The 22,918-nt window shown below is 64.1% G+C and carries 17 protein-coding genes; 9 read left to right on the plus strand and 8 right to left on the minus strand.

The features are described 5' to 3' along the window. The first annotated feature begins 18 nt into the window (after positions 1–18). Together M8523_RS27025 and M8523_RS27030 are read left to right on the plus strand one after the other, a co-directional pair. Positions 19–1,116, plus strand: a complete 1,098-nt coding sequence (locus tag M8523_RS27025) for a histone deacetylase-like amidohydrolase (RefSeq protein ID WP_282587994.1) — start codon at positions 19–21, stop codon at positions 1,114–1,116. Positions 1,117–1,242: 126 nt separating this feature from the next. After that, complete coding sequence (locus tag M8523_RS27030) at positions 1,243–1,401, plus strand: hypothetical protein (RefSeq protein WP_282587995.1); 159 nt, start codon at positions 1,243–1,245, stop codon at positions 1,399–1,401. A gap of 216 nt (positions 1,402–1,617) precedes the next feature. Here M8523_RS27030 and M8523_RS27035 read toward each other — a convergent pair whose 3' ends face one another. From M8523_RS27035 to glmU, 7 genes are all read right to left on the minus strand, one after another. Then, complete coding sequence (locus tag M8523_RS27035; RefSeq protein WP_282587996.1) at positions 1,618–1,902, minus strand: formate dehydrogenase subunit delta; 285 nt, start codon at positions 1,900–1,902, stop codon at positions 1,618–1,620. Positions 1,903–1,906: 4 nt separating this feature from the next. Beyond that, positions 1,907–4,753, minus strand: coding sequence for a formate dehydrogenase subunit alpha (gene fdhF, locus M8523_RS27040; RefSeq protein ID WP_282587997.1), 2,847 nt, complete (start codon positions 4,751–4,753; stop codon positions 1,907–1,909). Positions 4,754–4,761: 8 nt separating this feature from the next. Then, a complete protein-coding gene (locus tag M8523_RS27045; RefSeq protein ID WP_428351391.1) occupies positions 4,762–6,309 on the minus strand; it encodes an NADH-ubiquinone oxidoreductase-F iron-sulfur binding region domain-containing protein in 1,548 nt (515 codons plus the stop codon). Continuing rightward, the gene (locus M8523_RS27050; protein WP_282587998.1) at positions 6,306–6,773 is read right to left on the minus strand and encodes a formate dehydrogenase subunit gamma; all 468 of its coding nucleotides are present in this window, start codon (positions 6,771–6,773) and stop codon (positions 6,306–6,308) included. The genes M8523_RS27045 and M8523_RS27050 overlap by 4 nt, the downstream gene beginning before the upstream one ends. A gap of 92 nt (positions 6,774–6,865) precedes the next feature. Continuing rightward, a complete protein-coding gene (locus M8523_RS27055; RefSeq protein WP_282587999.1) occupies positions 6,866–7,768 on the minus strand; it encodes a LysR family transcriptional regulator in 903 nt (300 codons plus the stop codon). Positions 7,769–7,799: 31 nt separating this feature from the next. After that, positions 7,800–9,626: a glutamine--fructose-6-phosphate transaminase (isomerizing) gene (gene glmS, locus M8523_RS27060; RefSeq protein ID WP_282588000.1), complete on the minus strand. Its 1,827-nt coding sequence runs from the start codon at positions 9,624–9,626 to the stop codon at positions 7,800–7,802. Between the two features lie 22 nt (positions 9,627–9,648). Next, positions 9,649–11,001, minus strand: a complete 1,353-nt coding sequence (gene glmU / locus M8523_RS27065) for a bifunctional UDP-N-acetylglucosamine diphosphorylase/glucosamine-1-phosphate N-acetyltransferase GlmU (RefSeq protein WP_282588018.1) — start codon at positions 10,999–11,001, stop codon at positions 9,649–9,651. 110 nt (positions 11,002–11,111) lie between these two features. Here glmU and M8523_RS27070 point away from each other — a divergent pair, with 110 nt between their 5' ends. Together M8523_RS27070 and mdoH are read left to right on the plus strand one after the other, a co-directional pair. Beyond that, positions 11,112–12,722: an OpgD/OpgG family glucan biosynthesis protein gene (locus tag M8523_RS27070; protein WP_282588001.1), complete on the plus strand. Its 1,611-nt coding sequence runs from the start codon at positions 11,112–11,114 to the stop codon at positions 12,720–12,722. Beyond that, the gene (gene mdoH / locus M8523_RS27075; protein ID WP_428351394.1) at positions 12,719–14,908 is read left to right on the plus strand and encodes a glucans biosynthesis glucosyltransferase MdoH; all 2,190 of its coding nucleotides are present in this window, start codon (positions 12,719–12,721) and stop codon (positions 14,906–14,908) included. Before M8523_RS27070 ends, mdoH begins: the two co-directional genes overlap by 4 nt. A 17-nt stretch (positions 14,909–14,925) precedes the next feature. Here mdoH and lipA read toward each other — a convergent pair whose 3' ends face one another. Next, a complete protein-coding gene (lipA, locus tag M8523_RS27080) occupies positions 14,926–15,900 on the minus strand; it encodes a lipoyl synthase (RefSeq protein ID WP_282588003.1) in 975 nt (324 codons plus the stop codon). Positions 15,901–16,227: 327 nt separating this feature from the next. Between lipA and M8523_RS27085 the strand changes: the two genes are divergently transcribed. The 5 genes from M8523_RS27085 (at position 16,228) to M8523_RS27105 (ending at position 22,877) form a co-directional block, all read left to right on the plus strand. Next, positions 16,228–17,721 carry a methyltransferase domain-containing protein gene (locus tag M8523_RS27085; RefSeq protein ID WP_282588004.1) on the plus strand — a complete coding sequence of 498 codons (1,494 nt, stop codon included), beginning with the start codon at positions 16,228–16,230 and terminating at the stop codon, positions 17,719–17,721. A 225-nt stretch (positions 17,722–17,946) separates the two neighbouring features. Then, positions 17,947–18,618 carry a monofunctional biosynthetic peptidoglycan transglycosylase gene (gene mtgA / locus M8523_RS27090; RefSeq protein WP_428351397.1) on the plus strand — a complete coding sequence of 224 codons (672 nt, stop codon included), beginning with the start codon at positions 17,947–17,949 and terminating at the stop codon, positions 18,616–18,618. 102 nt (positions 18,619–18,720) lie between these two features. Beyond that, positions 18,721–20,115, plus strand: coding sequence for a trypsin-like serine peptidase (locus tag M8523_RS27095; protein WP_282588005.1), 1,395 nt, complete (start codon positions 18,721–18,723; stop codon positions 20,113–20,115). A 276-nt stretch (positions 20,116–20,391) separates the two neighbouring features. Further along, positions 20,392–21,639, plus strand: a complete 1,248-nt coding sequence (locus M8523_RS27100; RefSeq protein ID WP_282588006.1) for an FAD-dependent oxidoreductase — start codon at positions 20,392–20,394, stop codon at positions 21,637–21,639. A gap of 5 nt (positions 21,640–21,644) precedes the next feature. Then, positions 21,645–22,877: an ATP-grasp domain-containing protein gene (locus tag M8523_RS27105; protein ID WP_282588007.1), complete on the plus strand. Its 1,233-nt coding sequence runs from the start codon at positions 21,645–21,647 to the stop codon at positions 22,875–22,877. The last annotated feature ends 41 nt before the right edge of the window (positions 22,878–22,918 follow it).

A 22,918-nucleotide genomic window follows, 5' to 3' on the forward strand; every position in this document is an offset into this window, starting at 1 on the left:
ACTGCAGGAGAAGCCGGCATGGCGACGGGCTGGAATTTTCATGAACTCTACCTCTGGCACGACACCGGCAATGCCGCGTCGATTCATCCGGCCGGTCTGACGATCGAGCCCGGCGAACATGCCGAAAACGCCGCCACCAAGAGGCGCTTCCGCAATCTCCTCGAGGTTTCGGGTCTATTGGACCAACTGGCGGTGCTTCCCTCAGTGCCGATCGACGAGGGCGATCTCGCCCTCTTCCACACAGGCGACTATATCGCGCGGATCAAGGAGGCGAGCGCTGGGCGAGGTGGAGACGCCAGCCATCTCACGCCGTTCGGTCCAGGCAGTTACGAGATCGCCCGTCTCGCGGTCGGCGGCACGACGGCGGTAATCGAGGCGGTGGTCACCGGACGGGTGCGTAACGGCTATGCGCTTGTTCGGCCGCCCGGCCACCATGCCGAACGCGAACGCGGGCTTGGCTTCTGCCTCTTTGGCAATGTTCCGATCGCCATCATGAAGGCGCGGGCGGCGCACAAGCTCGGCCGTGTCGCCGTGGTCGACTGGGACGTGCATCACGGCAACGGAACCCAGCAGGCTTTTTATGAGGACCCCGAGACACTGACGATCTCGCTGCATCAGGACGGCCTCTTCCCGCTGGAATCAGGGTCGCTTGCCGAGCGGGGTGCGGGAGCCGGACAGGGCTTCAACATCAACCTCCCGTTGCCGGCTGGGTCGGGGGTCGGCGCCTATGAGGCCGCTTTCGAGCGCCTTGTGGTTCCGGCGCTCAGGCGCTTCCGGCCCGACCTGATCGTCGTGTGTTCGGGCTTCGACGCATCGGCGCTCGACCCGCTCGGCCGCATGATGTTGCACAGCGACGGCTATCGGAGCCTGACCCGGCTTCTCATGGAGGCGGCCGACGACCTCTGCGGCGGACGGATCGCGATGTCGCATGAGGGCGGCTATTCCGCCTCCTATGTGCCCTATTGCGGTCTCGCCGTCATGGAACAGCTCAGCGGGATCAGGACTTCGGTCGTCGACCCGTTTCTCGGCAGTTTCAGCCGATATCCTGGTCAGGACCTGCAGCCGCATCAGGACGACGTGATCCGGGCGGCTCTGCCGATGCTTTCGGGGCTGTAAGGCGGCTCGGCGTCATGACGGGCGCTTCAAGACGTCGCCGTACTGCCGGGCCGAGACGCAATGATCTTGCGTCGCACGAGATCGGCGTTAGCCTGGACCGGCGAGGGGATCGCAGGAGTGTCGAAGATGCGCTCGAAAATTGCCACCATCGTCCTTGGCTTGGGTCTTGTCGCCGCCACGGCGGCTCCGACCCTGGCCTGTGCGTTCCACGACCAGCAGGCCGCGGCCGAGACCCAGCAACAAACCGCCCAGGCGCAACAGCAATCCACGACGGCAACTCAGTAAGCAGCTGACTGCGCGGATGAAAAAATCCCCGCCATCCTTCCGGGTGGCGGGGATCCGGGTGATGAAATGAGCATCTGAAACAAGACGGAACGTCGCATAGACGGCGCAGGCTGGCATGGTGCAAACAGACTACAGGGCAAGATTCATTTCCCGTTAAGGAACGCGGATCCGCGAACTTGCACCGTATTGTCGTGCGCAAACTTGAAAGCCCGGCGACTAACCCGCGTCGCTCGCGCCGATCTCGCCCACTTCGCTTGGTCCTGCAGCCTCTCTTTGAGCCGGGCTTTTTCGAGTCGATAACGTGTGAAGAGCCGCAACCACCAGCGGGTCGAGGTTCCCGACACGTGTCTCGGCCCGCGCCATGAGGTCGCGGCGCATCACCGGCGACCAGAACGACACGATGTGATCGTGCACGCCCGCCACCGCCTCGGCCTCCGGGTAGGAGCGGAAGAAGGTGGCGATCTGGTTCGCCATATGGTCGAGCTTGGCTCCGGCGTCCATGGCTCTACTCGGCCGCATCGAGGCGGGCCGCCGCGATCCGGGTCAGGCTGAAATCCTCCTCATAGAACTTCGCCTGCCAGTCGGAAGGGCGGTTGGTCCGCCGCACCTGCACGGCCGTCACCTTGTATTCCGGGCAGTTGGTGGCCCAGTCGGAATAGTCGGTGGTGATCACGTTGGCGCCGGTCTTGGCATGGTGGAAGGTCGTATAGACGACCCCCGGCTGCATGCGTTCGCTGATCCGGGCCTTGATGGAGATATCGCCCGACCGGCTCTCCAGCGACACGAGATCGCCCTCCACGATGCCGCGCACCTCGGCGTCGAAGGGATGGATCTCCAGCACATCCTCCTCATGCCAGCGCGAGTTCTCCGTGCGCCGGGTCTGCGCCCCGACATTGTATTGCGACAGGATGCGGCCGGTGGTCAGGATCAACGGGAACCGCGCGCCGGTGCGTTCTTCCGTCGGGACGAATTCGGTGATCATGAACTTGCCGAGGCCGCGGACGAAACGGTCGACATGCATCATCGGCGTGCCGTTCGGCGCCGCTTCATTGCAGGGCCATTGGATGGAGCCGAGCTCATCAAGCTTGGCGTAGGACACGCCCGCGAAGGTCGGCGTCAGGCGCGCAACCTCATCCATGATGTCGGCCGGATGAGCGTAGCGCATGGGATAGCCGAGCGCTTCCGACAACAGGCAGGTGACCTCCCAATCGGCATAGCCTGCGAGCGGCGGCATGACCTTGCGGACGCGGCTGATGCGGCGCTCGGCATTGGTGAAGGTGCCGTCCTTCTCCAGGAACGATGCGCCCGGCAGGAAGACGTGGGCGTATTTGGCCGTCTCGTTGAGGAAGAGATCCTGCACCACCACGCATTCCATGGCGCGCAGGCCCGCCGTCACATGCTGGGTGTCGGGATCGGATTGCGCCGGATCCTCGCCCTGGATGTAGATGCCCTTGAAGCGGCCCTGCACGGCTTCGTCGAGCATGTTGGGAATGCGCAGGCCCGGCTCGTTCTGCAGAGGCACGCCCCATAGGCTTTCGAACATCTCGCGCGTCGCGTCGTCCGACACGTGGCGATAGCCCGGCAGTTCATGTGGGAACGAACCCATGTCGCAGGCGCCCTGCACATTGTTCTGGCCACGCAATGGATTCACGCCGACGCCGGGCCGCCCGATATTGCCGGTCGCCATGGCAAGGTTCGCCATGCCCATCACCATGGTCGAGCCCTGGCTATGCTCCGTGACACCCAGGCCGTAATAGATCGCCGCTTTGCCGCCCGTCGCGTAGAGGCGCGCCGCGGCGCGCATGTCGGCGGCCGGCACACCGGTGAGATCCTCGCTCGCCTCGGGCGAATTGCGGGCCTCGGCCACGAATCGCGCCCAGACCTCGAAGTCGCGCAGGTCGCAGCGGGCGCGGACATAGTCCTCGTCGATCAGTCCTTCGGTGACCACGACATGGGCCAGCGCGTTGATCAGCGCCACATTGGTGCCCGGCATCAACTGAAGGTGGTAATCGGCCTCGACATGAGGCGAACGCACGATATCGGTCCGGCGCGGGTCGGCCACAATGAGCTTCGCCCCGGCACGCAGCCGCTTCTTCATGCGCGAGCCGAACACCGGATGACCATCGGTGGGGTTAGCCCCGATCACCAGGATGACATCGGACTCGGCGACGGACGCAAAATCCTGCGTGCCGGCCGAGGTCCCGACCGTGACTTTCAGCCCGTAGCCGGTCGGCGAGTGGCAGACGCGGGCGCAGGTGTCGACGTTGTTGTTGCCGAACCCGGCCCGGATCAGCTTCTGGACGAGATAGCTTTCCTCGTTGGTGCAGCGCGACGAGGTGATGCCCCCGACGGCCTCGCGCCCATAGCTCGCCTGGATGCGTTTGAACTCGGAGGCCGCACGCTCGATGGCCTCCGGCCAGGTCACCTCGCGCCAGGGATCGGTGATCTTCTCGCGGATCATCGGCTTGGTGATGCGATCCTTGTGGGTCGCATAGCCATAGGCGAAGCGGCCCTTGACGCAGGAATGGCCATCGTTCGCCTTGCCGTGCTTGAAGGGCACCATGCGGACGACCTTGTCGCCCTGCATCTCGGCCTTGAACGAACAGCCCACGCCGCAATAGGCGCAGGTCGTCACCGCCGAATGCTCCGGCTTGCCCATGACGATGACGGACTTCTCATTGAGGGTCGCGGTCGGGCAGGCCTGCACGCAGGCCCCGCAGGACACGCATTCGGAGCCGAAGAAATCCGTGCCGCCGGGCGAGACTTTCGATGCGAAGCCGCGCCCGTCGATGGTCAGCGCGAACGTGCCCTGCACTTCCTCGCAGGCCCGCACGCAGCGGTTGCAGACGATGCATTTCGAGGATTCGAAGGTGAAATAGGGGTTGGACGCGTCGGTCGGCGCATCGAGGTGGTTCTCGCCGGCGTAGCCGTAGCGCACCTCGCGCAGGCCGACCGCGCCCGCCATGTCCTGCAACTCGCAATCCCCGTTCGCCGAACAGGTGAGACAGGTCAGCGGGTGATCGGAAATATAGAGTTCCATCACGCCGCGCCGCAGCTTGGCGAGTTTTGGGGTCTGGGTCCGCACCGCCATGCCGGGTTCGGCGACCGTGGTGCAGGAGGCGGGTGTGCCGCGTCGCCCCTCGATCTCGACGAGGCACAGCCGGCAGGAGCCGAAGGGTTCGAGCGAGTCCGTCGCGCAGAGCTTGGGGATCTTCGTGCCCATCAGCGACGCCGCCGCCATGACGGAGGTGCCGGCCGGCACGCTCACGGCCTCGCCGTCGATGGTCAGCGTCACCATGCTGTCGGCGACGCGGATCGGGGTTCCGGTGTCGAGTTCCTGGATCAAAGCCATAATGGGCCCTACTCTGCCGCGGCGCGCGCGGGCGACCGCCGGAAATCTTCAGGAAAATGCGTCAAGGCGCTCAGCACCGGCACGGGCGTCAGCCCCCCCATCGCGCAGAGCGAGCCATCGGTCATGACCTCGCAGAGGTCCACCAAAACGTCGAGATTCTTTTCTCGCTCGATCCCCGCCAGGATGCGGTCGACCGTTTCGACGCCGCGCGTTGAGCCGATGCGGCACGGCGTGCACTTTCCGCAGCTTTCCTTGGCACAGAACTCGAATGCGAAACGGGCCTGTTCGGCGAGATCGACCGTGTCGTCGAATACGACGATGCCACCATGGCCCAGCAGCCCCTTCTGGGCCGCGAAGGCCTCGTAATCGAGCGGCGTATCAAGAAGGTTTTGCGGAAAATAGGCGCCGAGCGGCCCACCCACCTGCACGGCCCGCACGGGGCGGCCGGAGCGGGTGCCGCCACCGAACTCTTCGACGACCTCACGCAACGTCGTCCCGAAGGCGAGCTCGATCAGCCCACCCCGTTTGACGTTACCGGCGAGTTGGAACGGCAGTGTGCCGCGCGATCGGCCCATGCCGAAGTCGGCATAGGCCTGCGCCCCGTGATCGAGGATCCATGGCACGGTCGCGAGCGACAGGACGTTGTTCACGACGGTCGGCTTGCCGAACAGGCCCTTCATGGCGGGCAACGGCGGCTTAGCCCGTACCATGCCGCGCTTGCCTTCCAGGCTGTCGAGCAGCGCCGTTTCCTCACCGCAGATGTAGGCGCCTGCTCCCGTGCGGGTCTCGATCGTGAAAGCCCGACCCGATTGCGCCACGGATGGCCCGAGATACCCGGCCGCAGTGGCAGTTGCGATGGCACGATCCATCGTCCGGATGGCATGCGGATATTCCGAACGGATATAGATGAAACCCTTCGTGGCCCCGACCGCGAGACCCGCGATGGTCATGCCTTCGATCAGCGCGAAAGGATCGCCTTCCATCAGCATGCGATCGGCAAAGGTGCCGCTGTCACCTTCGTCCGCGTTGCAGACGATGTATTTCTGATCGGCCTCCGCGAGCTGCACGGTGGACCATTTGATCCCGGTTGGAAACCCCGCTCCGCCCCGGCCTCGCAGGCCAGAGGCCTTGACGATGTCGACGATCTCGACCGGCTCGATGGACAGCGCCTGGCTAAGACCCCGATAGCCGACCTGCGCGACATAATCCTCGACCGACACTGGATCGACGATGCCGCACCGCGCGAAGGTGAGCCGCGTCTGCCGCGCCAGATAGGGGATCGCTGCCGGATCGCCCAGACGGAGGCGGTGCGGACCGCCTTCGAGCACACCGGCTTCCAGCAGGCCACCGACATCGCCCGGCTTCACAGGCCCATAGGCCACGCGCCCGTCCTTCGTTTCCACCTCGACCATCGGTTCGAGCCAGAACAGGCCGCGCGAGCCCGTGCGGACGATCGTCACATCGCGACCTTGCGCCCGCTGCTCGAATGCGGCCGCAACCCGATCGGCTGCAAGCGCGACGGCCTGCGCGTCGGCCGGGATGTAGATCCGGGTCACGCGCAGGCCTCCAGACAGAGGTCGAGCGCGGCCGGATCGAGCCCGGCCACCGGCTCGCCGTCGATCAGCGCCGCCGGCCCACAGGCGCAAAGGCCAAGGCAGAATACGGGTTCGAGCGTGAAGCGTCCGTCGTCCGTCGTCCCATGCCAGTCGATGCCGAGCCGTGCCTTGGCGTGGTTGGCGACCGCAACCGCGCCCACTGCCTGGCAGGCCTCCGCCCGGCATAGTCGCACCACGTGGCGTCCGGCCGGCTCGCGCCGGAAATCATGGTAGAAGGTGAGGACCCCGTGAACTTCGGCACGGGACAGGTTCAGGGCTTCGGCAATCATCGGGACAGCGTCCGTCGGCACATATCCGAATGTGTGCTGAAGCGCATGCAGGATCGGAAGCGTTGCACCGTCGAGGGAGACATGCGCGGCTATGACCTCGGCGGCGCGTTCAGGCGCCCAGCTTTCGTGCGACATAAGCCGTCCAGATGAGAGCAGGTCTAAGGAAGAGGCACGGATCGCGTCGCGACATCAAGAGGATGCTCGCGTGTTGCGATAGAGAAATTCTATTAAGTGTAGGTTTTCATCAGAGCCGGTGCAGCTGCCCGACTTTCGGCCACAAGCGCCGTGACCAGCGGCGTGGCCGGCTCCCGCCGCAAGACCACGAGCCCCACCGCATGGGCGATGTCCGGGTCCGTGATCGGGATGGCACGGATCGGTTCGGCATGGCCGAGGCTCTCGGCAAGGATGGGCGGCAGGATCGTCGACCAACGTCCTGTCTTGACATGTGAAACGAGGACGATGGTCGAGTTCGAGACAAGGGTTGGCACGGGCTCGCGTCCGCAGGCCCGCAACGTGTCGTCGATGATCCGGCGGTTCTGCATGTCCGGGGTGAGGAGGCAGAGCGGAACCTGCCCGGCCTCCGCCCAGGTCACGGAAACGCGGCCCGCGAACGGACCGTCGAGGGACGTGACAAGACGGTAGCGTTCCGCATAGAGCGGGACGGTCCGCATCGGGCCCAGCGCCTCGTTGTCGAGATAGGTGATCCCGGCATCGATCTCCAAATCTTGCAAGAGCTGGCGGATCCGGTCCGATGTCGTGGAAAGGATCGAAAACTGCACGTCCGGGTGCTTGGCCTGGAAAGGAACCGTCAAGCGCGCCACCACCGGCAGGGCTGTCGGAATTACTGCGAGGCGCAGATGCCCGGTCAGCCCGCGTTTGAGCGAGCCGATGTCCTGACGCATTGCCTGCGTGTCGGCGACGATCCGCCGAGCCCAGGCGAGCACGCGCTCGCCTTCCGGCGTGAAGCCTTGGAACCGTGACGCCCGGTTCACGATCAGCACGCCGAGAGCTTCCTCTAGCGACTTCAGCCCCGCCGACAGCGTCGGCTGCGTGACCCCGCAGGACTCTGCCGCACGCCCGAAGTGCCTCTCGCGGGACAGCGCCAGCAAATATTCGAATTTGTCGATCATCGCCGGCGCCTCGTCGAGGCGCGCGGCTCGCCTATTCGACCGTCACGGACTTCGCGAGGTTGCGAGGCTGGTCGGCGTCTTTCCCCAGGACGACCGCCACATGATAGGCGAGGAGTTGCACCGGCACCGCATAGACGATCGGCGTGAAGGTCGGGGCCATGGGCGGCATGGCGACGGCCGCCTCGACATGAACCGAGGCCGCTTCGGCCGCACCCGCATCGCCGATCAGGATGATGCGCCCGCCCCGGGCCGACACCTCCTGGAGATTGGACACGGTCTTCTCGAACACGGCATCGGGGGGCGCGATGACGACGACCGGCATGTCCTCGTCGATCAGCGCGATGGGCCCATGCTTCAACTCACCGGCCGCATAGCCCTCGGCATGGATGTAGCTCAATTCCTTGAGCTTCAAGGCGCCTTCGAGGGCGAGCGGAAAGCTGGTGCCGCGGCCGAGATATAACACATCTCGGGCATGCGACAGGGTGCGGGCGAGGTGCTCGATCTCGTGCTCCCGCTTGGTCGCTTCGACGATGAGGCCCGGCAGCGCCATGAGTTCGCCCACGAGGCTGCGCTCACGCTCCCGATCGAGCGTGCCCATCGCCCGGCCGAGGCCCACGGCGATGCAGGCCAGCACCGCGAGCTGGCACGTGAAGGCCTTGGTCGAAGCCACGCCGATCTCGGGGCCCGCAAGCGTCGGCGCCAGGATGTCGCTTTCGCGTGCCATGGTCGAGGTTGGCACATTGACGACGCCCACGATGCACTGCCGGTTCTGCCGCGCGTAACGCAAGGATGCCAGCGTGTCGGCCGTCTCACCCGATTGCGAAACGACGATCGTCAGCCCGCCCGCCCGCATGGGTGCTTCGCGATAGCGGAATTCGGATGCCACATCGATCTCGACCGGGATGCGGCAGAAGCTTTCGAACCAATATTTGGCAGTGAGGCCCGCCACATAGGCAGTGCCGCAGGCCAGGATCGTGATCCGGTCGAGTTTGACCGGGTCGAACGGAAACACGAAAGGCAGTTGCACGCTGAGGGCCGCCGGATCGACGTAATGGGCGAGCGTGCGGCCGACCACTTCGGCCTGCTCGTGGATCTCCTTGGCCATGAAATGACGGTAGTTGCCCTTGTCGATCAGCAGCGCGCTCGCCGCCGTCTTCTGCTTCTGCCGCGCGACGATCTGGCCTGCTTCGTTGCGGAAGCTCGCGCCGTTGTGCCGGAGCACGACCCAATCGCCGTCTTCGAGGTAGGTGATCTCGTCGGTAAAAGGCGCGAGCGCGAGGGCGTCCGAGCCAAGGAACATCTCGCCATCGCCATGCCCCACGGCCAGGGGCGCCCCACGACGCGCACCGATCAGGAGGTCGTCGTCGCCGGCAAACAGGAACGCCAGCGCAAAGGCGCCTTTGAGGCGCGGGAGAGCCGCCGCGACCGCGTCGATCGGGGCCTTCCCCTCATCCATCAGGTCGGTGACCAGATGGGCCACGACCTCGCTGTCGGTTTCCGTGGCGAAGACGCGCCCCTTGGCGGTGAGCTCTTCACGGAGCTCCCGGAAATTCTCGATGATCCCGTTATGGACCACGGCGAGGCGCTCAGTGGCGTGCGGGTGGGCGTTGGTCTCGTTCGGCCGCCCATGCGTCGCCCAACGGGTGTGGCCGATGCCGATGGCGCCCCTCAGCGGCGCTTCGGAGAGAAGAACTTCGAGATTGCGGAGCTTGCCTTCGGCGCGCCGGCGGGTCAGCCGGCCCGACTCCAGCGTTGCCACGCCGGCCGAATCATAGCCCCGGTACTCGAGCCGCTTGAGGGCGTCGACGATCTGTGCCGCGACCGGTCTGGTCCCGAGAATGCCAACGATGCCGCACATCTTCTTCTCCCGACCCGAAGGCTCACTTCGGTTTGGCGCGCGCCGCCCGAAAATCCTTGGCCCAGCCTTCCTTAACGAATTGCCGTCCGCGTGCCAAAGCCAACGCGTCTGCCGGCACGTCGTCGGTGATCACTGAGCCAGACCCCACGAAAGCCCCTGCCCCGATCGTGACGGGGGCCACAAGGGCGGAGTTCGATCCAATGAAAGCTCCCGCGCCGATGGCCGTGTGAGCCTTGTTGAAGCCGTCGTAATTGCACGTGATGGTGCCGGCACCGATATTCGCCCCTGCCCCGACCGAAGCATCGCCGATGTAGCTGAGGTGACTGATTTTGGCTCCCTCGCCCACATCGGCATTCTTGATCTCGACGAAATTGCCGACTTTGGCGCCGGCGGCGAGTTTCGCGCCGGGACGCAGCCGCGCATAAGGGCCGACATTCGCCCCTGCGGCGACGGTCGCGCCTTCGAGATGCGAGAAGCTGTGCAGCACGGCACCATCCGCCACCGCCACTCCTGGACCGATCACAACATGCGGCTCGATCACGATATCGCGGCCGAGCCGCGTGTCGAAGGAGAGGTGTACGGTGTCAGGGGCCTGCATGGTGACGCCGGCCCGCATGGCGGCCTCACGCAGTCGGATCTGCGCCACGGCTTCGGCGGCGGCCAATTGCACCCGGTCATTGACCCCCATCACCTCGGCCTCGCTCGCGATCGGAGCCGCGCAGCGCTCGCCGTCCGCACATGCGATCTCCACCGCATCGGTGAGATAGAACTCGCCCTGCGCGTTATGGGGACGAACCCGGCCGAGCAGATCGAGGGCCTTGCGACCGTCGATGGCCATCAGACCGGAATTGCAAAGCGTCACAGCCCGTTCGGCCGCATTTGCATCCTTGTGCTCCCGGATGGCCGTGAGGGCTCCCTCCTGGGTGATGAGACGGCCATAGCCAGTCGGGTCCGCAGCTTCGAACCCCAAAGCCACGACAGCGGCCCCCTCGGCCAAAGCCGACCGCATGCGCCGCAGTGTGTCGGCCTCGATCAGGGGAACGTCGGCATAGAGCACCAAAACGTCATCGTACCCTTCGTCGAGGGCATCCCGGGCGGCCAGCACGGCATGGGCGGTCCCACGACGCTCGGCTTGGACGAAGATCCGCGCGGTAGGGCACGCTTTCACGGCCGCCTGCGCCACATCGTGCCGACCCGGCCCGATCACGACCGCGACCCCATCGACACCCACGTCCGCAACCGCGGCCAGGACGTGGCCCAACATCGACCGACCCGCGACGGCATGCAGCACTTTGGGGATCGCGGAGCGCATCCGCGTGCCCTCGCCGGCCGCCAGGACGACGGCAAGGCAGCGGCGCGACGGCAGATCGGTCATGATCAGAAAACCCCTGAAGCGGCCGGCGGCCAGGTCGATTGTTGCAACCGCACCATGAGTCATCGGCCAATCTTGTGCAACCGCACGCGGCACGGCGAAAGGCCTCGCTGATGCAGCAATTTCCGTATAGAAGCGAGTTAACCCTGCGGCCCCGCGTTCTCTGGCGTTCCACCCGGTTCATGATCCCTCGTCGCGACTTTTTGGTATGGGCCGCAACCGGCGTCAGTGCCCTGGCGATCCTCGACGATCCCGCATCGGCGCAACAGCCGGCGCCATCTCCGGCTTCCGCGCCACCGGCGCCTTTCAGCGCCGCCGCCGTGGTCGAGGAAGCACGTCTGCTGGCCAAGCAGCCGCACAAGGCACCCTCGACCGACGTGCCGGCTCCCTTCGCCAACCTGACCTATGACCAATATATCGGGCTGACGCTGCACAGGGATGCGGCCATCTGGGCGAAGGACAATGTGGGCTTCGCGATCGAGCCCTTGGCGCGTGGGTTCATCTTCACAACGCCGGTCGCCCTGAACGTCGTCGAGGATGGCGTAGCGAAGCCGGTCGTGCTGACGGCAAGCGCCTTCGATTTCGGCAAGCTCCAGGCGCCCGCCCCCACGACCCCGATCAGCCTCTCGGGCTTTCGCGTGCTCCAAACCCACGACAATGATCCTCCGTTCGAGGTGGCGCTGTTCCAGGGCGCCACGTTCATGCGGGCTGTCGCGCGAGGCCAGCGCTTCGGCCTCGTCTCACGTGCCCTTTCGATCCGGACGGCAGATCCCAAGGGCGAGGACTTTCCGTTTATCCGGACCGTCTGGATCGAGCGGCCGTCGATGGCGACGCCGGCGCTCGTGGTGCATGCTTTGATCGATTCCGAGACGATGACCGGTGCCTACCGGTTCACGCTGCGGCCAGGCGACGTCACGATCGTAGACACCGAATGCACGCTCTTCGCCCGAGCCGCCGTGGACAATTACGGCCTTGGCGGAACGACCGCCATGTTCCTGTTCAATGCGATCGACCGGCGCAATATCGACGACGTCCGGTCCGCCGTCTGTGACTCCTCCGGCCTGCAGATGCTGAACGGCAAGGGCGAGTGGATCTGGCGTCCGGCATCGAACCGCGAAACCCTTCAGGTCTCCGCCTTCGTCGACACAAATCCGGGTGGATTCGGGCTCCTGCAGCGCGAGCGCGGCTTTGCACACTACCAGGATGATGACCAGCATTGGGAACTTCGTCCCTCGCTGTGGATCGAGCCGATCGGCGATTGGGGTGAGGGCAGCGTTCAGCTGGTCGAGATCCCAACCGATTCAGAGGTGAACGACAATATCATTTGCTTCTGGCGGCCAAAGGCCCCCGTGCAACCCGGCGCCCAGACTGTCTTCGCGTACCGGCAATTCTGGTGCTGGTCGCCGCCGACGCGACCGCCTCTTGCCATCGTCACGACGACTCGCGGCGGGAAGGGCGCGACAGGCAAGCGACGTCGGTTCATTGTCGAGTTCACCGGCGATATTTTTGCGAACGATCAATCCTGGGCCAATCTGAAGCAGATGCTTTCAGCCAGTGTCGGAACGATTACCTCCACCCAGACTTTTTATTCCAAGGAACGAAAAACCTGTCGCGTCCTGTTCGAGCTTGATCCCGGGAGTGAGGGCTTGGCGGAAATGCGTCTTGTGCTCGAGCAAAACGGCAAACCTGTCAGCGAAACATGGCTCTACCGATGGACAGCATGAGTGTCGAACGGTCAGCCGAAGCCACGCCGTTCGGCGCGTCGTACACGATCCGACCCGCGATGCCGCCTGAATCCACCCTCGCAATGCCGGTGCAATCGCTGCGGCGTTACGACACGGCACAACGGAGGGTTCCAGCCCGATCCTCATCGACCACCGTTTTGCCACGATTGTGGGTGTTCGGCGGCGCCCTGCTGCTGACGCTTTATGGCATCGAAGAAATGTACCGCGTGGTCAACGTTGGCGGCGTGACCCTGCTGAAATGGATCCTGCTGATCCTGTTCACAGCGAATTTCTCTTGGATCGCCCTGGCCTTCACGAGCGCCATCGCGGGTTTCGTGTGGCTCATGGTGCGCGCCCCGAAGGCACCGGAACTGCCTGCGCGATTGTCTGCCCGGACGGCCGTCGTCATGCCGATCTACAACGAAGACACGGCACGGGTTTTCGGCGCCCTGCAAGCCATGATCGAAGACGTGCAGGCGACAGGGCTCGGGGACGCCTTCGATTATTTCTTCCTGTCGGACACGACGGATCCGGATGCCTGGGTGGCCGAGGAACGCGCTTTTCTGGCCATGCGCGACCGCGTGGGTGACGGCGTCAATGTCTTTTACCGGCATCGTTCCAAGAATTCGAGCCGCAAGGCCGGCAATATCGCGGACTTCGTGACCCGGTGGGGTGGCGCCTACGACCATATGCTGGTTCTCGACGCCGACAGCCTGATGACCGCGCATTCGATGGTGAGCCTTGCGGCCGCGATGGAAGCGGACCCCGATGCCGGCATTATCCAGACGCTTCCACTGATCATCAACCGCAATACGCTGTTCGCGCGATTGCAGCAGTTCGCCGCGCGGATCTACGGTCCCGTCATTGCCTCGGGCCTTTCGCTCTGGATGGGACGGGACGGCAATTACTGGGGCCATAACGCGATCATCCGCACGGCTGCCTTCGCGGCCCATTGCGGCTTGCCCGATCTTAAAGGGAAACCGCCATTCGGTGGTCACATCCTCAGTCATGATTTCGTCGAGGCCGCCATGATCCGCAGGGCCGGATACGCGGTTTACATGCTGCCGACCCTCGGCGGCAGTTTTGAGGAAAGCCCACCCTCGCTCATCGACGTCGGCACCCGCGATCGGCGGTGGTGCCAGGGGAACCTTCAGCACATTCGGGTGATGTTCGCCTCGGGGTTCCATCTCGCGTCGCGACAGCATTTTGCCACCGGCATCATGGGTTACGTATCGTCGCCACTTTGGATGATGCAATTGTTGGTCGGCATCGTGCTTGTGCTGCAGGCCGCCTATATCCGGCCGGAATATTTCACGCAGGAATTCACCTTGTTCCCGGCTTGGCCGCGCTTCGACGCACAGCGGGCCCTGAACCTCTTCGGCGTAACCATGGCGGTTCTCCTCGCCCCGAAACTTTTCGGCCTGCTGCTCGCACTCTTCGATGGCGTCACGCGGCGTGCCTGTGGCGGCGCGATCCGGCTCGTGATCTCCGCGCTGGTGGAAGTCGTGATGTCGGCTCTCTTTGCGCCCATCATGATGCTGATCCAATCAGGCTCGGTCATGCAGATCGTCTTCGGCCGCGACACGGGATGGAATCCGCAACGCCGCGACGATGGGTCGATCCCTTTTGCCGATATCGTGCGCCGGCACCGGTCGCATGTGGTGCTCGGTCTAGTGTCGCTGGTGGCCGGTCTGGCGATTTCGCCGTCCCTCGTGGCCTGGATGTCGCCAACTATCGCCGGGCTTCTGCTGGCTATCCTGTTGTCCTGGGCAAGCGGTCAACTCTTCATCGGTCTGGGACTGCGTCGCCTCGGCCTTCTGCAGACCCCGGAAGAGAAGCTGCCGCCGCCGATCGCAGTGCGGGCCAACACGCTCGCACGCGAATTGAGTCGCAGTGGGTTCGATGGCGCCGACGGCCTTGCGGCTCTGCACGCGGACCCACGCCTACGGGAAGCGCATGATGCCTACCTGCCCGACGGCAAGCCGCGCCCAAGAGGACAGATCGAGGTCGACCACGCTCTGGCGGCCGTCAAACTCGGCGAAGCCCGGACCGCCGAGGAAGCCGCACAATGGCTGAAACGCAAAGAGCGCATGGCCCTCATAGCCGACCGCGCCTTGCTGGATGTCTTTGCGCGGCTGCCTCAGAAGGTCGAAGAAGCGCCCGAAGCTCAAACGCGCGCCGCCTGATCCCGCGGCGCTGCTGATCAGAAGCGCGCTCTTTCGAGCCGCGCGGCTTTCAGTCGGGCGAAATCCTCTCCGGCATGATGCGATGACCGTGTCAGGGGCGACGCCGAAACGAGCAAAAATCCCTTCGCGGTCGCGATCGATGCATAGCTGCCGAATTCCTCCGGCGTCACGAACCTGATCACCGGATGATGTTTTTTGGTCGGCTGCAGATATTGGCCAATTGTCAGGAAATCGACCTCGGCAGTCCGAAGGTCGTCCATCAATTGCAGCACGTCGTTTCGCTCTTCGCCAAGTCCGACCATGATCCCGGATTTGGTGAAGATCGTCGCGTCGAGCTCCTTGACTCGCTGCAGCAGGCGGATCGAATGGAAATAGCGGGCGCCGGGCCGAACCGTGAGATAGAGCGACGGCACGGTTTCCAGATTGTGATTGAACACATCGGGCTTGGCTTCAACCACCTTTTCCAGCGCACCCGGCTTGCGAAGAAAGTCCGGCGTCAGCACCTCGATGGTGGTCGTGGGCGCCGCGTCGCGAATGGCTCGGATCGTCCGAGCGAAATGCTCGGCTCCGCCATCCGCCAAGTCGTCACGGTCGACCGATGTGACCACCACATGGCCGAGCCCGAGCTTCGCGACCGCATCGCCGACCCTGGCGGGCTCGTCCGCATCGAGCGCGCCAGGCATTCCGGTGCGCACATTGCAGAACGCGCAGGCGCGCGTGCAGGTATCCCCCATGATCATGAAGGTGGCGTGCTTCTTGTCCCAGCACTCACCGATATTGGGGCAGCCCGCCTCCTCGCAGACGGTCACAAGCCCGTGCTGACGGACAATCGCCTGCGTCTCGGCATAGCCGGGCTTCCCCGGCGCCTTGACCCGGATCCAGTCCGGCTTTTTCAACACAGGCTGATCGGGCCGGTGCGCCTTCTCGGGATGGCGCGGCCCATCGAGCTTCGCGCGGGTGTCTCGTTGCAACAGATCAAAAACGACGGGCATACCCACCTCGGGATCGACAGCCATTTGGTATGCGCGATGCCAAAGGCCACCTGCCTATGTAACAACCAATTTCACATGAAAGAAGCGTCAGCTTCGCGCAGCAGGTCTTCACAGGCGAGGCGTCAAGACAATGCCCAATCGCCGATCGCAGTCTCCTTCCTTCGATGAAACGGGAGCAATCGCCCGGGACATGCGCAACCTCGGTGCGGCCGTGCTTGCGATTGTTTCATCGACACTCGGTAACTTCGGGGACGCCCGGAACGTAGAAGAACGGACACCGGAGCGGGGGGACTCACGTCGCGAAACCGGGGAGTCACCGGGTTTGCCATGACGAACGTTGAACTTCCCACCGCCGAAGCCAGCCTCGCTCTCGTGGGTCACTTGCGCGAGAGGTCGCCCGAATTCGGTGCGCTCGTCGACGAGCTTGCGGATGCGGCCGTGGCGTTGCGCCATGTCGGTTTGACGCAATGGCAGATGGGCCGACTTGGCTCGTCGATCGAGGCTCTTCTCGCGGCATTGTCGCTCCAGCCGCAAAGCTCCGACATGTGGCGTGACCTCGCAAGCGTCTACAACGCGTCCGCGAACATCGACGCGGCGGATTCGGCGATCAGAAGGTCGCTCCTGCTCGATCCCCAAAGTGCCCAATCCTGGCTCATCCTGGCTGGGATCTGCGACCGACGCCATGATCCCGCCGCGGCCGAAGCCGCTTATCGTCGCACCATCGCCCTCGATGCGACGATTGCCGCCGCGCACTTCGGTCTCGGGCTTCTGCACTTCAAGCAGAAAGCTTTTGAAAAGGCCCAGCACGCGCTCTCGATCGCCGCCGATCGCGACCCGGAGAACGGGCTTGTCCAGGCCTGCCTCGGCCACGTGCTCTTCATCCGGTCAGACTTCGAGGGAAGCGCCCAAGCCTTCGATGCGGCGGCACGTTTGGGGCCGCTCGACCCGGAAAGCAAACGCAAGCGAGCCCGGGCGCTCACCTTCCAGGCCATGATCGAAGGGAGTGTTGCGCAAGCGCTCTTGAACTATCCGACGCTGGCAGACGGTGACCCAGAAGACATGACACTGATCATTCGTGATGCCTTTTCGGTCCTTAGCGCCAGCGGCCACCTTGAAGCCGCGGCGGAGCTTGGCCGGATTCGACTCGCAGAACAACCTGACGACCCCGTCCGCCGCTATTTGCTCGATGCCGTGAGCGGGACCGCGGTCACGGCGGCACCTGCAGACTATATCGAGAGCTACTTCGACCGCTTCGCCCCGCAATTCGATGAGAGGTTGGTGAAGGCACTTCACTACATCGGGCCGACCGTGCTGTTCGACCGCGTCCGCCAGCATCGGACCCGCTTCTCGTGCATCTTGGACCTTGGATGCGGCACCGGCCTCGCCGCCGAGGCTCTCTCCTCAGGTGGCCCCGTGCTGATCGGGGTCGACCTCTCTTCCGGCATGTTGGCGGAGGCCGAAAAGAAGGGGCGCTACACCCAACTCGTCAAATCGGAAATCGTTGAATTCCTGACCCGAAGCGAAGCCCGGTTCGATCTGATTTTTGCCGCTGATGTTTTGATCTATTTCGGCGATCTCTCGCCACTGCTCGCCGCCGCGGCTCGCAGTTTGGTGTCCGGAGGGCTCCTCGCGCTAACCCTCGAAATTGGAAAAGACGCAGACTTCACCTTGCTGCCATCCGGACGCTTCGCACACACGCCAGATTACCTCGCGAGGCTCGCGGCCTCGGACTTCATGGTGCTGGATTTGATCAAGGACGATATCCGGCTGGAAGCCGGCGTGCCGACCCGCGGACTCTACGCGGTGCTGCAGCGCCACTGAAGCAAGCTTCGATCAGGGGCGTCCGCAGTTCATTGAACGAGGCCGGCCGGCCTTTGCGCGCGGCTCGGAAGACGGAGGCCCACGTGCAAGTGCGGGTTTGTCGTGGACCGCGTTGGAGCGAAGTCCAGTCGCGGCCCGGCTCGAACGCAACCTCGACTTCCTGCGCGGAACCGGCAATGGTCGGGAGCAAGACCGGTATGACCGGCAGCTCGAAACGGGATTGGCGTGTTCCGGCGATTGCGGTTGCTTCTGCGGCTTTGTCTGGCCCTCGTGATCCTCCTGGCCTGTTTGATCGCGGCGACGGTGATCTACGACAGCGACCGCCCACCGATTTCTAATTTGATGGCCGTCCGGTTTCTCCGTGGAGAGCCGGTGGACCGCCGGTGGGTGCCGTTGTCCGGTATTTCGGAGAACCTCATCGCCGCGGTCGTCATGTCGGAGGATGGACAGTTCTGCGCCCACCACGGTGTAGACTGGGACAGTATCGACAGCGTTCTGCACGACCCGGATGGCCCCTCGCGCGGAGCCTCGACCATTACGATGCAAACCGCCAAAAACCTCTTCCTTTGGCCGGGGCGGTCCTACATCCGCAAGGGATTGGAAATCCCGACCGCGCTGGGGCTCGAAAAAATCTGGAGCAAGCGCGAGATCCTGCAGGCCTATCTGAATATCGCCGAGTGGGGCGACGGCATCTTTGGCGCGGAGGCGGCCGCCCGCGCTCATTTCAAGAAAGCCGCGAGCCAATTGACCCCGCGTGAAGCCGCGCTGCTCGCGACCGCGCTGCCCAACCCATTGTTGCGCAACCCGGCTCATCCGAATCGCCTGCAGCGCAATCTGACCGCGACCGTCATGGCCCGGGCCGCTTCGGCCGACCAATGGCTGGCCTGCCTGCACTAGTGCCTGCGGGGATCTCTCGGCCTGCGATCTCCTTAAACTCTCACCCCTGTCGACCGGCCGGGTGAACTTGTTAGGCGAGATTCTCGCCCAATAATCAGAAGCATGACGTTCGACGCTATGGTGCGCCAGATGCCCTATACCTCCGAATATCCCTATTCGACCGTCGCCCTGGTGCAGGACGAGATCGGCGGCCAAACCTACGAAGCCTCGGGCGTTCTCATTTCTCCGGATGAATTGCTGACGGCCTCGCACGTTGTCTATGAGGCTGGGGTTGGCACGGCGAGCTCGGTCCTGGTCGCTCCCGGCTACAATCAGGGTAGCGAGCCTTACGGCGTCCTGGAAGGCACGAATTTTCATTACAATGCCGTCAACGACGCCAACGATCTCATCGGCCTCGCCGACTCGCAGTCGGACTATGCCGTCATCCACCTCAGCCGCCCGGTCGCGGCCGGCACCATGCAACTCGGCGTCAACGTGCCGGGCGGCTATGTCAACGTCAGCGGCTATCCGGCAAGCGCGGCAGGTGCGCAGACGACCATCAACGAAATCGTCAGCAAGGATCCGACCTACAGCCTTTTCGACGGGGTAGACACCGGGTCGGGATCGAGCGGCAGTCCACTTTGGTACGACCAGAACGGCGCGGCCACGGTCATCGGCGTGGTCTCCTCGGGCGACGGCACGAACGGATATGATTCCCAAATCACGTCCGCGGCGGCGAGCCTGATCCGGGGTTGGGTCAATGCGGATGACTTTCCATCACCTTTGATCGATGTCCCCTATTATCTCCTGAACAATCCGGATGTCGAAAACGCGGGCGTTTCGGCCGTGGCTCATTACAATGGCTCCGGGTGGCACGAAGGCCGAGACCCAGATCCGCTATTCTCGACGAACGGATATCTCGACACCAATACGGATGTCGCAAGAGCCGGCGTCAATCCGGTCCAGCATTATGACCAGTCAGGCTGGAAGGAAGGGCGCGATCCTTCCGCAGAGTTTTCCACGATCCTCTACGAGCAACGAAACCCCGATGTGGCCGCGGCAGGCATCGATCCCCTCAGCCATTATCTCTCGTTCGGCGAAGCGGAAGGGCGCACGGCTTTGCCTGCCATAGGGCATGGCGACGAGATCGGCGACTTCGATCCGCACTATTATCTGCTCGCGAATCCCGACGTGGCACGCGCCGCCATGGCATCCGGAAACCCGGATGCTTTCGCGTACCAGCACTACAGTACCTTAGGCTGGCATGAAGGCCGGAACCCGGACGCCTATTTCAACACGGACTACTACCTCGCCCAAAATCCTGATGTGGCTGCGGCTGGCGTCGATCCCTTGACCCATTACGAAGCATCGGGGTGGCACGAGGGGCGAAACCCATCCGCGGCTTTCAGCACGCACGGCTACGAGACCGCCAATCCCGACGTTGCGGCGGCTGGCGTGGATCCGCTGCAGCATTTCCTGGCTTTCGGCGCTTGGGAGGGGCGCAACCCGGTGGCTTGATATGACGGGCGACAGATGCGGATTGCCCCAAGGTCCCAAAACGACGCTTCCGTCGATCTCACCAATCTTAAGGTTTAGGTAACCAAAACCGCCGCGAGCGATTGCAATCCGCTCGCCATTGTGCCGGCATCTAGGTTGAAGCGGCATGGTGAACACAGTTTAACGCCATTTGCATCGATCGCATCAACCAGCCCTTGAGCCTGTTTTCCGAACCCGTTTGCAACCCGCCCGTCTTGGAGCTTTGCTGTCCTTTCGGCAATCTCCGGACCCCGCGCCATGCGATCATCCACCCCCGTCGCGATTGTAGGTGCAGGCCCCTATGGGCTGTCGGTCGCAGCGCATCTTGCGGGCGCCGGTTTGAGGCCGCGGATCTTTGGAGATGCCATGCAGACATGGCGATCCTTCATGCCGAACGGGATGGTGCTTAAATCGGAGGGGTTCGCCATGAACCTTTCCGACCCGAGTGGAAGCTACACGCTCGAAGCGCATTGCCGCGACCAATCGATTCCCTACCAGGCCACGGGATGGCCGGTCCCGGTCGAGGTCTTCGCGGGCTATGGCGAAACGTTCCAGAAGCGGTTCGTGCCGCAACTGGAAGAGACCGAGGTCCGCCACATCGCCCGCGGGGATCATGGCTTGGCCCTTACGCTGGCGACGGGAGAAACCGTCGAGGCACGCCACGTGGTGCTGGCCACGGGCATTCGCCCCTACGCAAGGACCTCGCCCCAGCTGTTGTCCGATCTGCCGTCCGACCGCGTCACACATAGCGGCGATCAAGGCGACATGGAGCGCTTTCGCGGATGCAAGGTCGCGGTGATCGGCGGCGGGGCCTCGGCGATGGACGCCGCCGCCGCGCTGCACCGCTCAGGCGCGACGGCGGTTGCCATCACGCATCGCCCGGAGGTCCGCTTCTACGCACCGAACGGCTTCCGAGACCGCTTCCTGGCACCGTTGACCCCGCTGGGACCGGGCTGGAAGAAGCAGCTCTGCTGCAAATGGCCCGATCTGTTCCACGCGCTGCCACAGCGCGTCCGGCTCGATATCGTGGCCCGCTATCTCGGTCCCTCCCCTGCCTGGTCGGTCCGCGACATCGTCCGCGACCATGTGGACCTGCGCCTCAGCACGCATTTGACGCGGGCCGAAGTCACGGGCGACCAAGTTACGCTCACGATGAACGCAGCCTCCGGTGGCACAACGACACTCGCGGTCGATCACGTGATCGCGGCGACGGGCTACGATGTGGATATCGACCGGCTGACGCTCCTCGACGCGTCGCTGCGTGCCGACCTGCAGCAGGATGGCAAATCGTTGCGGCTCAACTCTGCCTTTGAGACGCGCGTCAAGGGTCTCCACGTTGTGGGCACGCCTGCCGCTGCGAGCTTCGGCCCCATGCTCCGGTTCGTCTGCGGCAGCGCCTTCGCGGCCCGCAGAACGGCCGGCGAGATTTGCCGTCGGGAGGGTGCCCAGCGCATGCCCGCCACTCAGGCCCTCACCCGCGGCGCCATGCCGCTAAGCGAGGCCTGACCAACATGCGCCGCCTTCGCGTCCTATTCGTCTCGATGACGAACGACGTCGGCTCAGACCGCCTCATCGGCGACATGAGGCGGGCGGGCGGGCGCTGTGCGGTTCTGGCTCCACCGGGTGCCTTCGCGACGCTCGTCCGAAGCGTCATGGCGCATTTTCCACTGCAGAGAGGATTGGGTGGCATCGCCGCCGCATTCGACCTGTCGAGATCGCTTCAATCCGCGGTCGATGTCTGGTGTCCGGATCGGGTGATCCCCCTCGACGATCTCGCAGCGACTCTGCTGCGAACGATCGGCGGCGACCACCAGACGCCAGCTCCTCTTCGCAACCTGCTCATCGAGTCGTTCGGCGCGCCTGCAGGCTATCCCGCGGCCTGCCAGCGTGTCGCCCTGATGCGAGTTGCTGAAAAAGTAGGCGTTCGAATACCCGCTTTCAGTTCGAGTCGTGACATCGGACGCCCCCCATTTCCCTTGATGGTCAAGCGCGACCAATCCTCAGGGTCAGGAGGTGTTCTCCGCGTGGAAAACGAGGCAGACCTCAAAAAGGCTCTCAGGTCTGCGCGTTTCAAGACCGCCGCCAAAGTAGGGTTGATGCGCGTTGCCGGGTTCCGGCAGGCCCTCACGCCGGTCCTGTTGCAGCACGTCGTCGCGGGACGCCTGGCGATGCAGACCGTTGCGTGCCGGGACGGGCACGTGATCGACTGCATCGGCTTCGAGGCCGTGGAGATCCATCCGCAGAAACGGGCGAGCACCATCCTTCGCGCCACGATCCACGCCGAGATGGCCGAGTCGGCACGGCGAATGGTCGCGGCCCTGGGCTGCTCGGGCTTTGTCAGCTTCGACTTCATCGTGGATGCGGAGAACCGTGCGTTTCTCATCGAGATGAACCCCCGTCCTATCGGCAGCACGCATTTGGGGCGGCTGTTCGGGCATGATCTCGTGAGGGCATTTGTGAGGGGCCAGGCCCAGGACGGGCACACGGCCTTGCTGCCGCCTGAAACAGCCGTCGCGCTGTTTCCCAAGGAACTCGAGCGGGATCCCGCAAGCGCCTACCTGGCCGGAAGCAATCCGGTCGTACACGACGTACCGGAAACCGAGCCTGCGGTTTTGGCTGCCTATCTGGCGCATTTGAAAGCCGTCCATCCCACGAGGCATGCCGAGATCGAACGTCACGTGCCGGCATCGAGAAGTGTGCCGGCACGCGGTCTAGGGTTTGCCGGTACGACCGAGCTCTGCTGAACGAGCCTTCATTCAGTTCCACAAGGCATGCACCTTGCTTG

Origin of the sequence: Lichenifustis flavocetrariae (assembly GCF_026130545.1) — a bacterium.
GTDB lineage: Bacteria > Pseudomonadota > Alphaproteobacteria > Rhizobiales > Beijerinckiaceae > Lichenihabitans > Lichenihabitans flavocetrariae.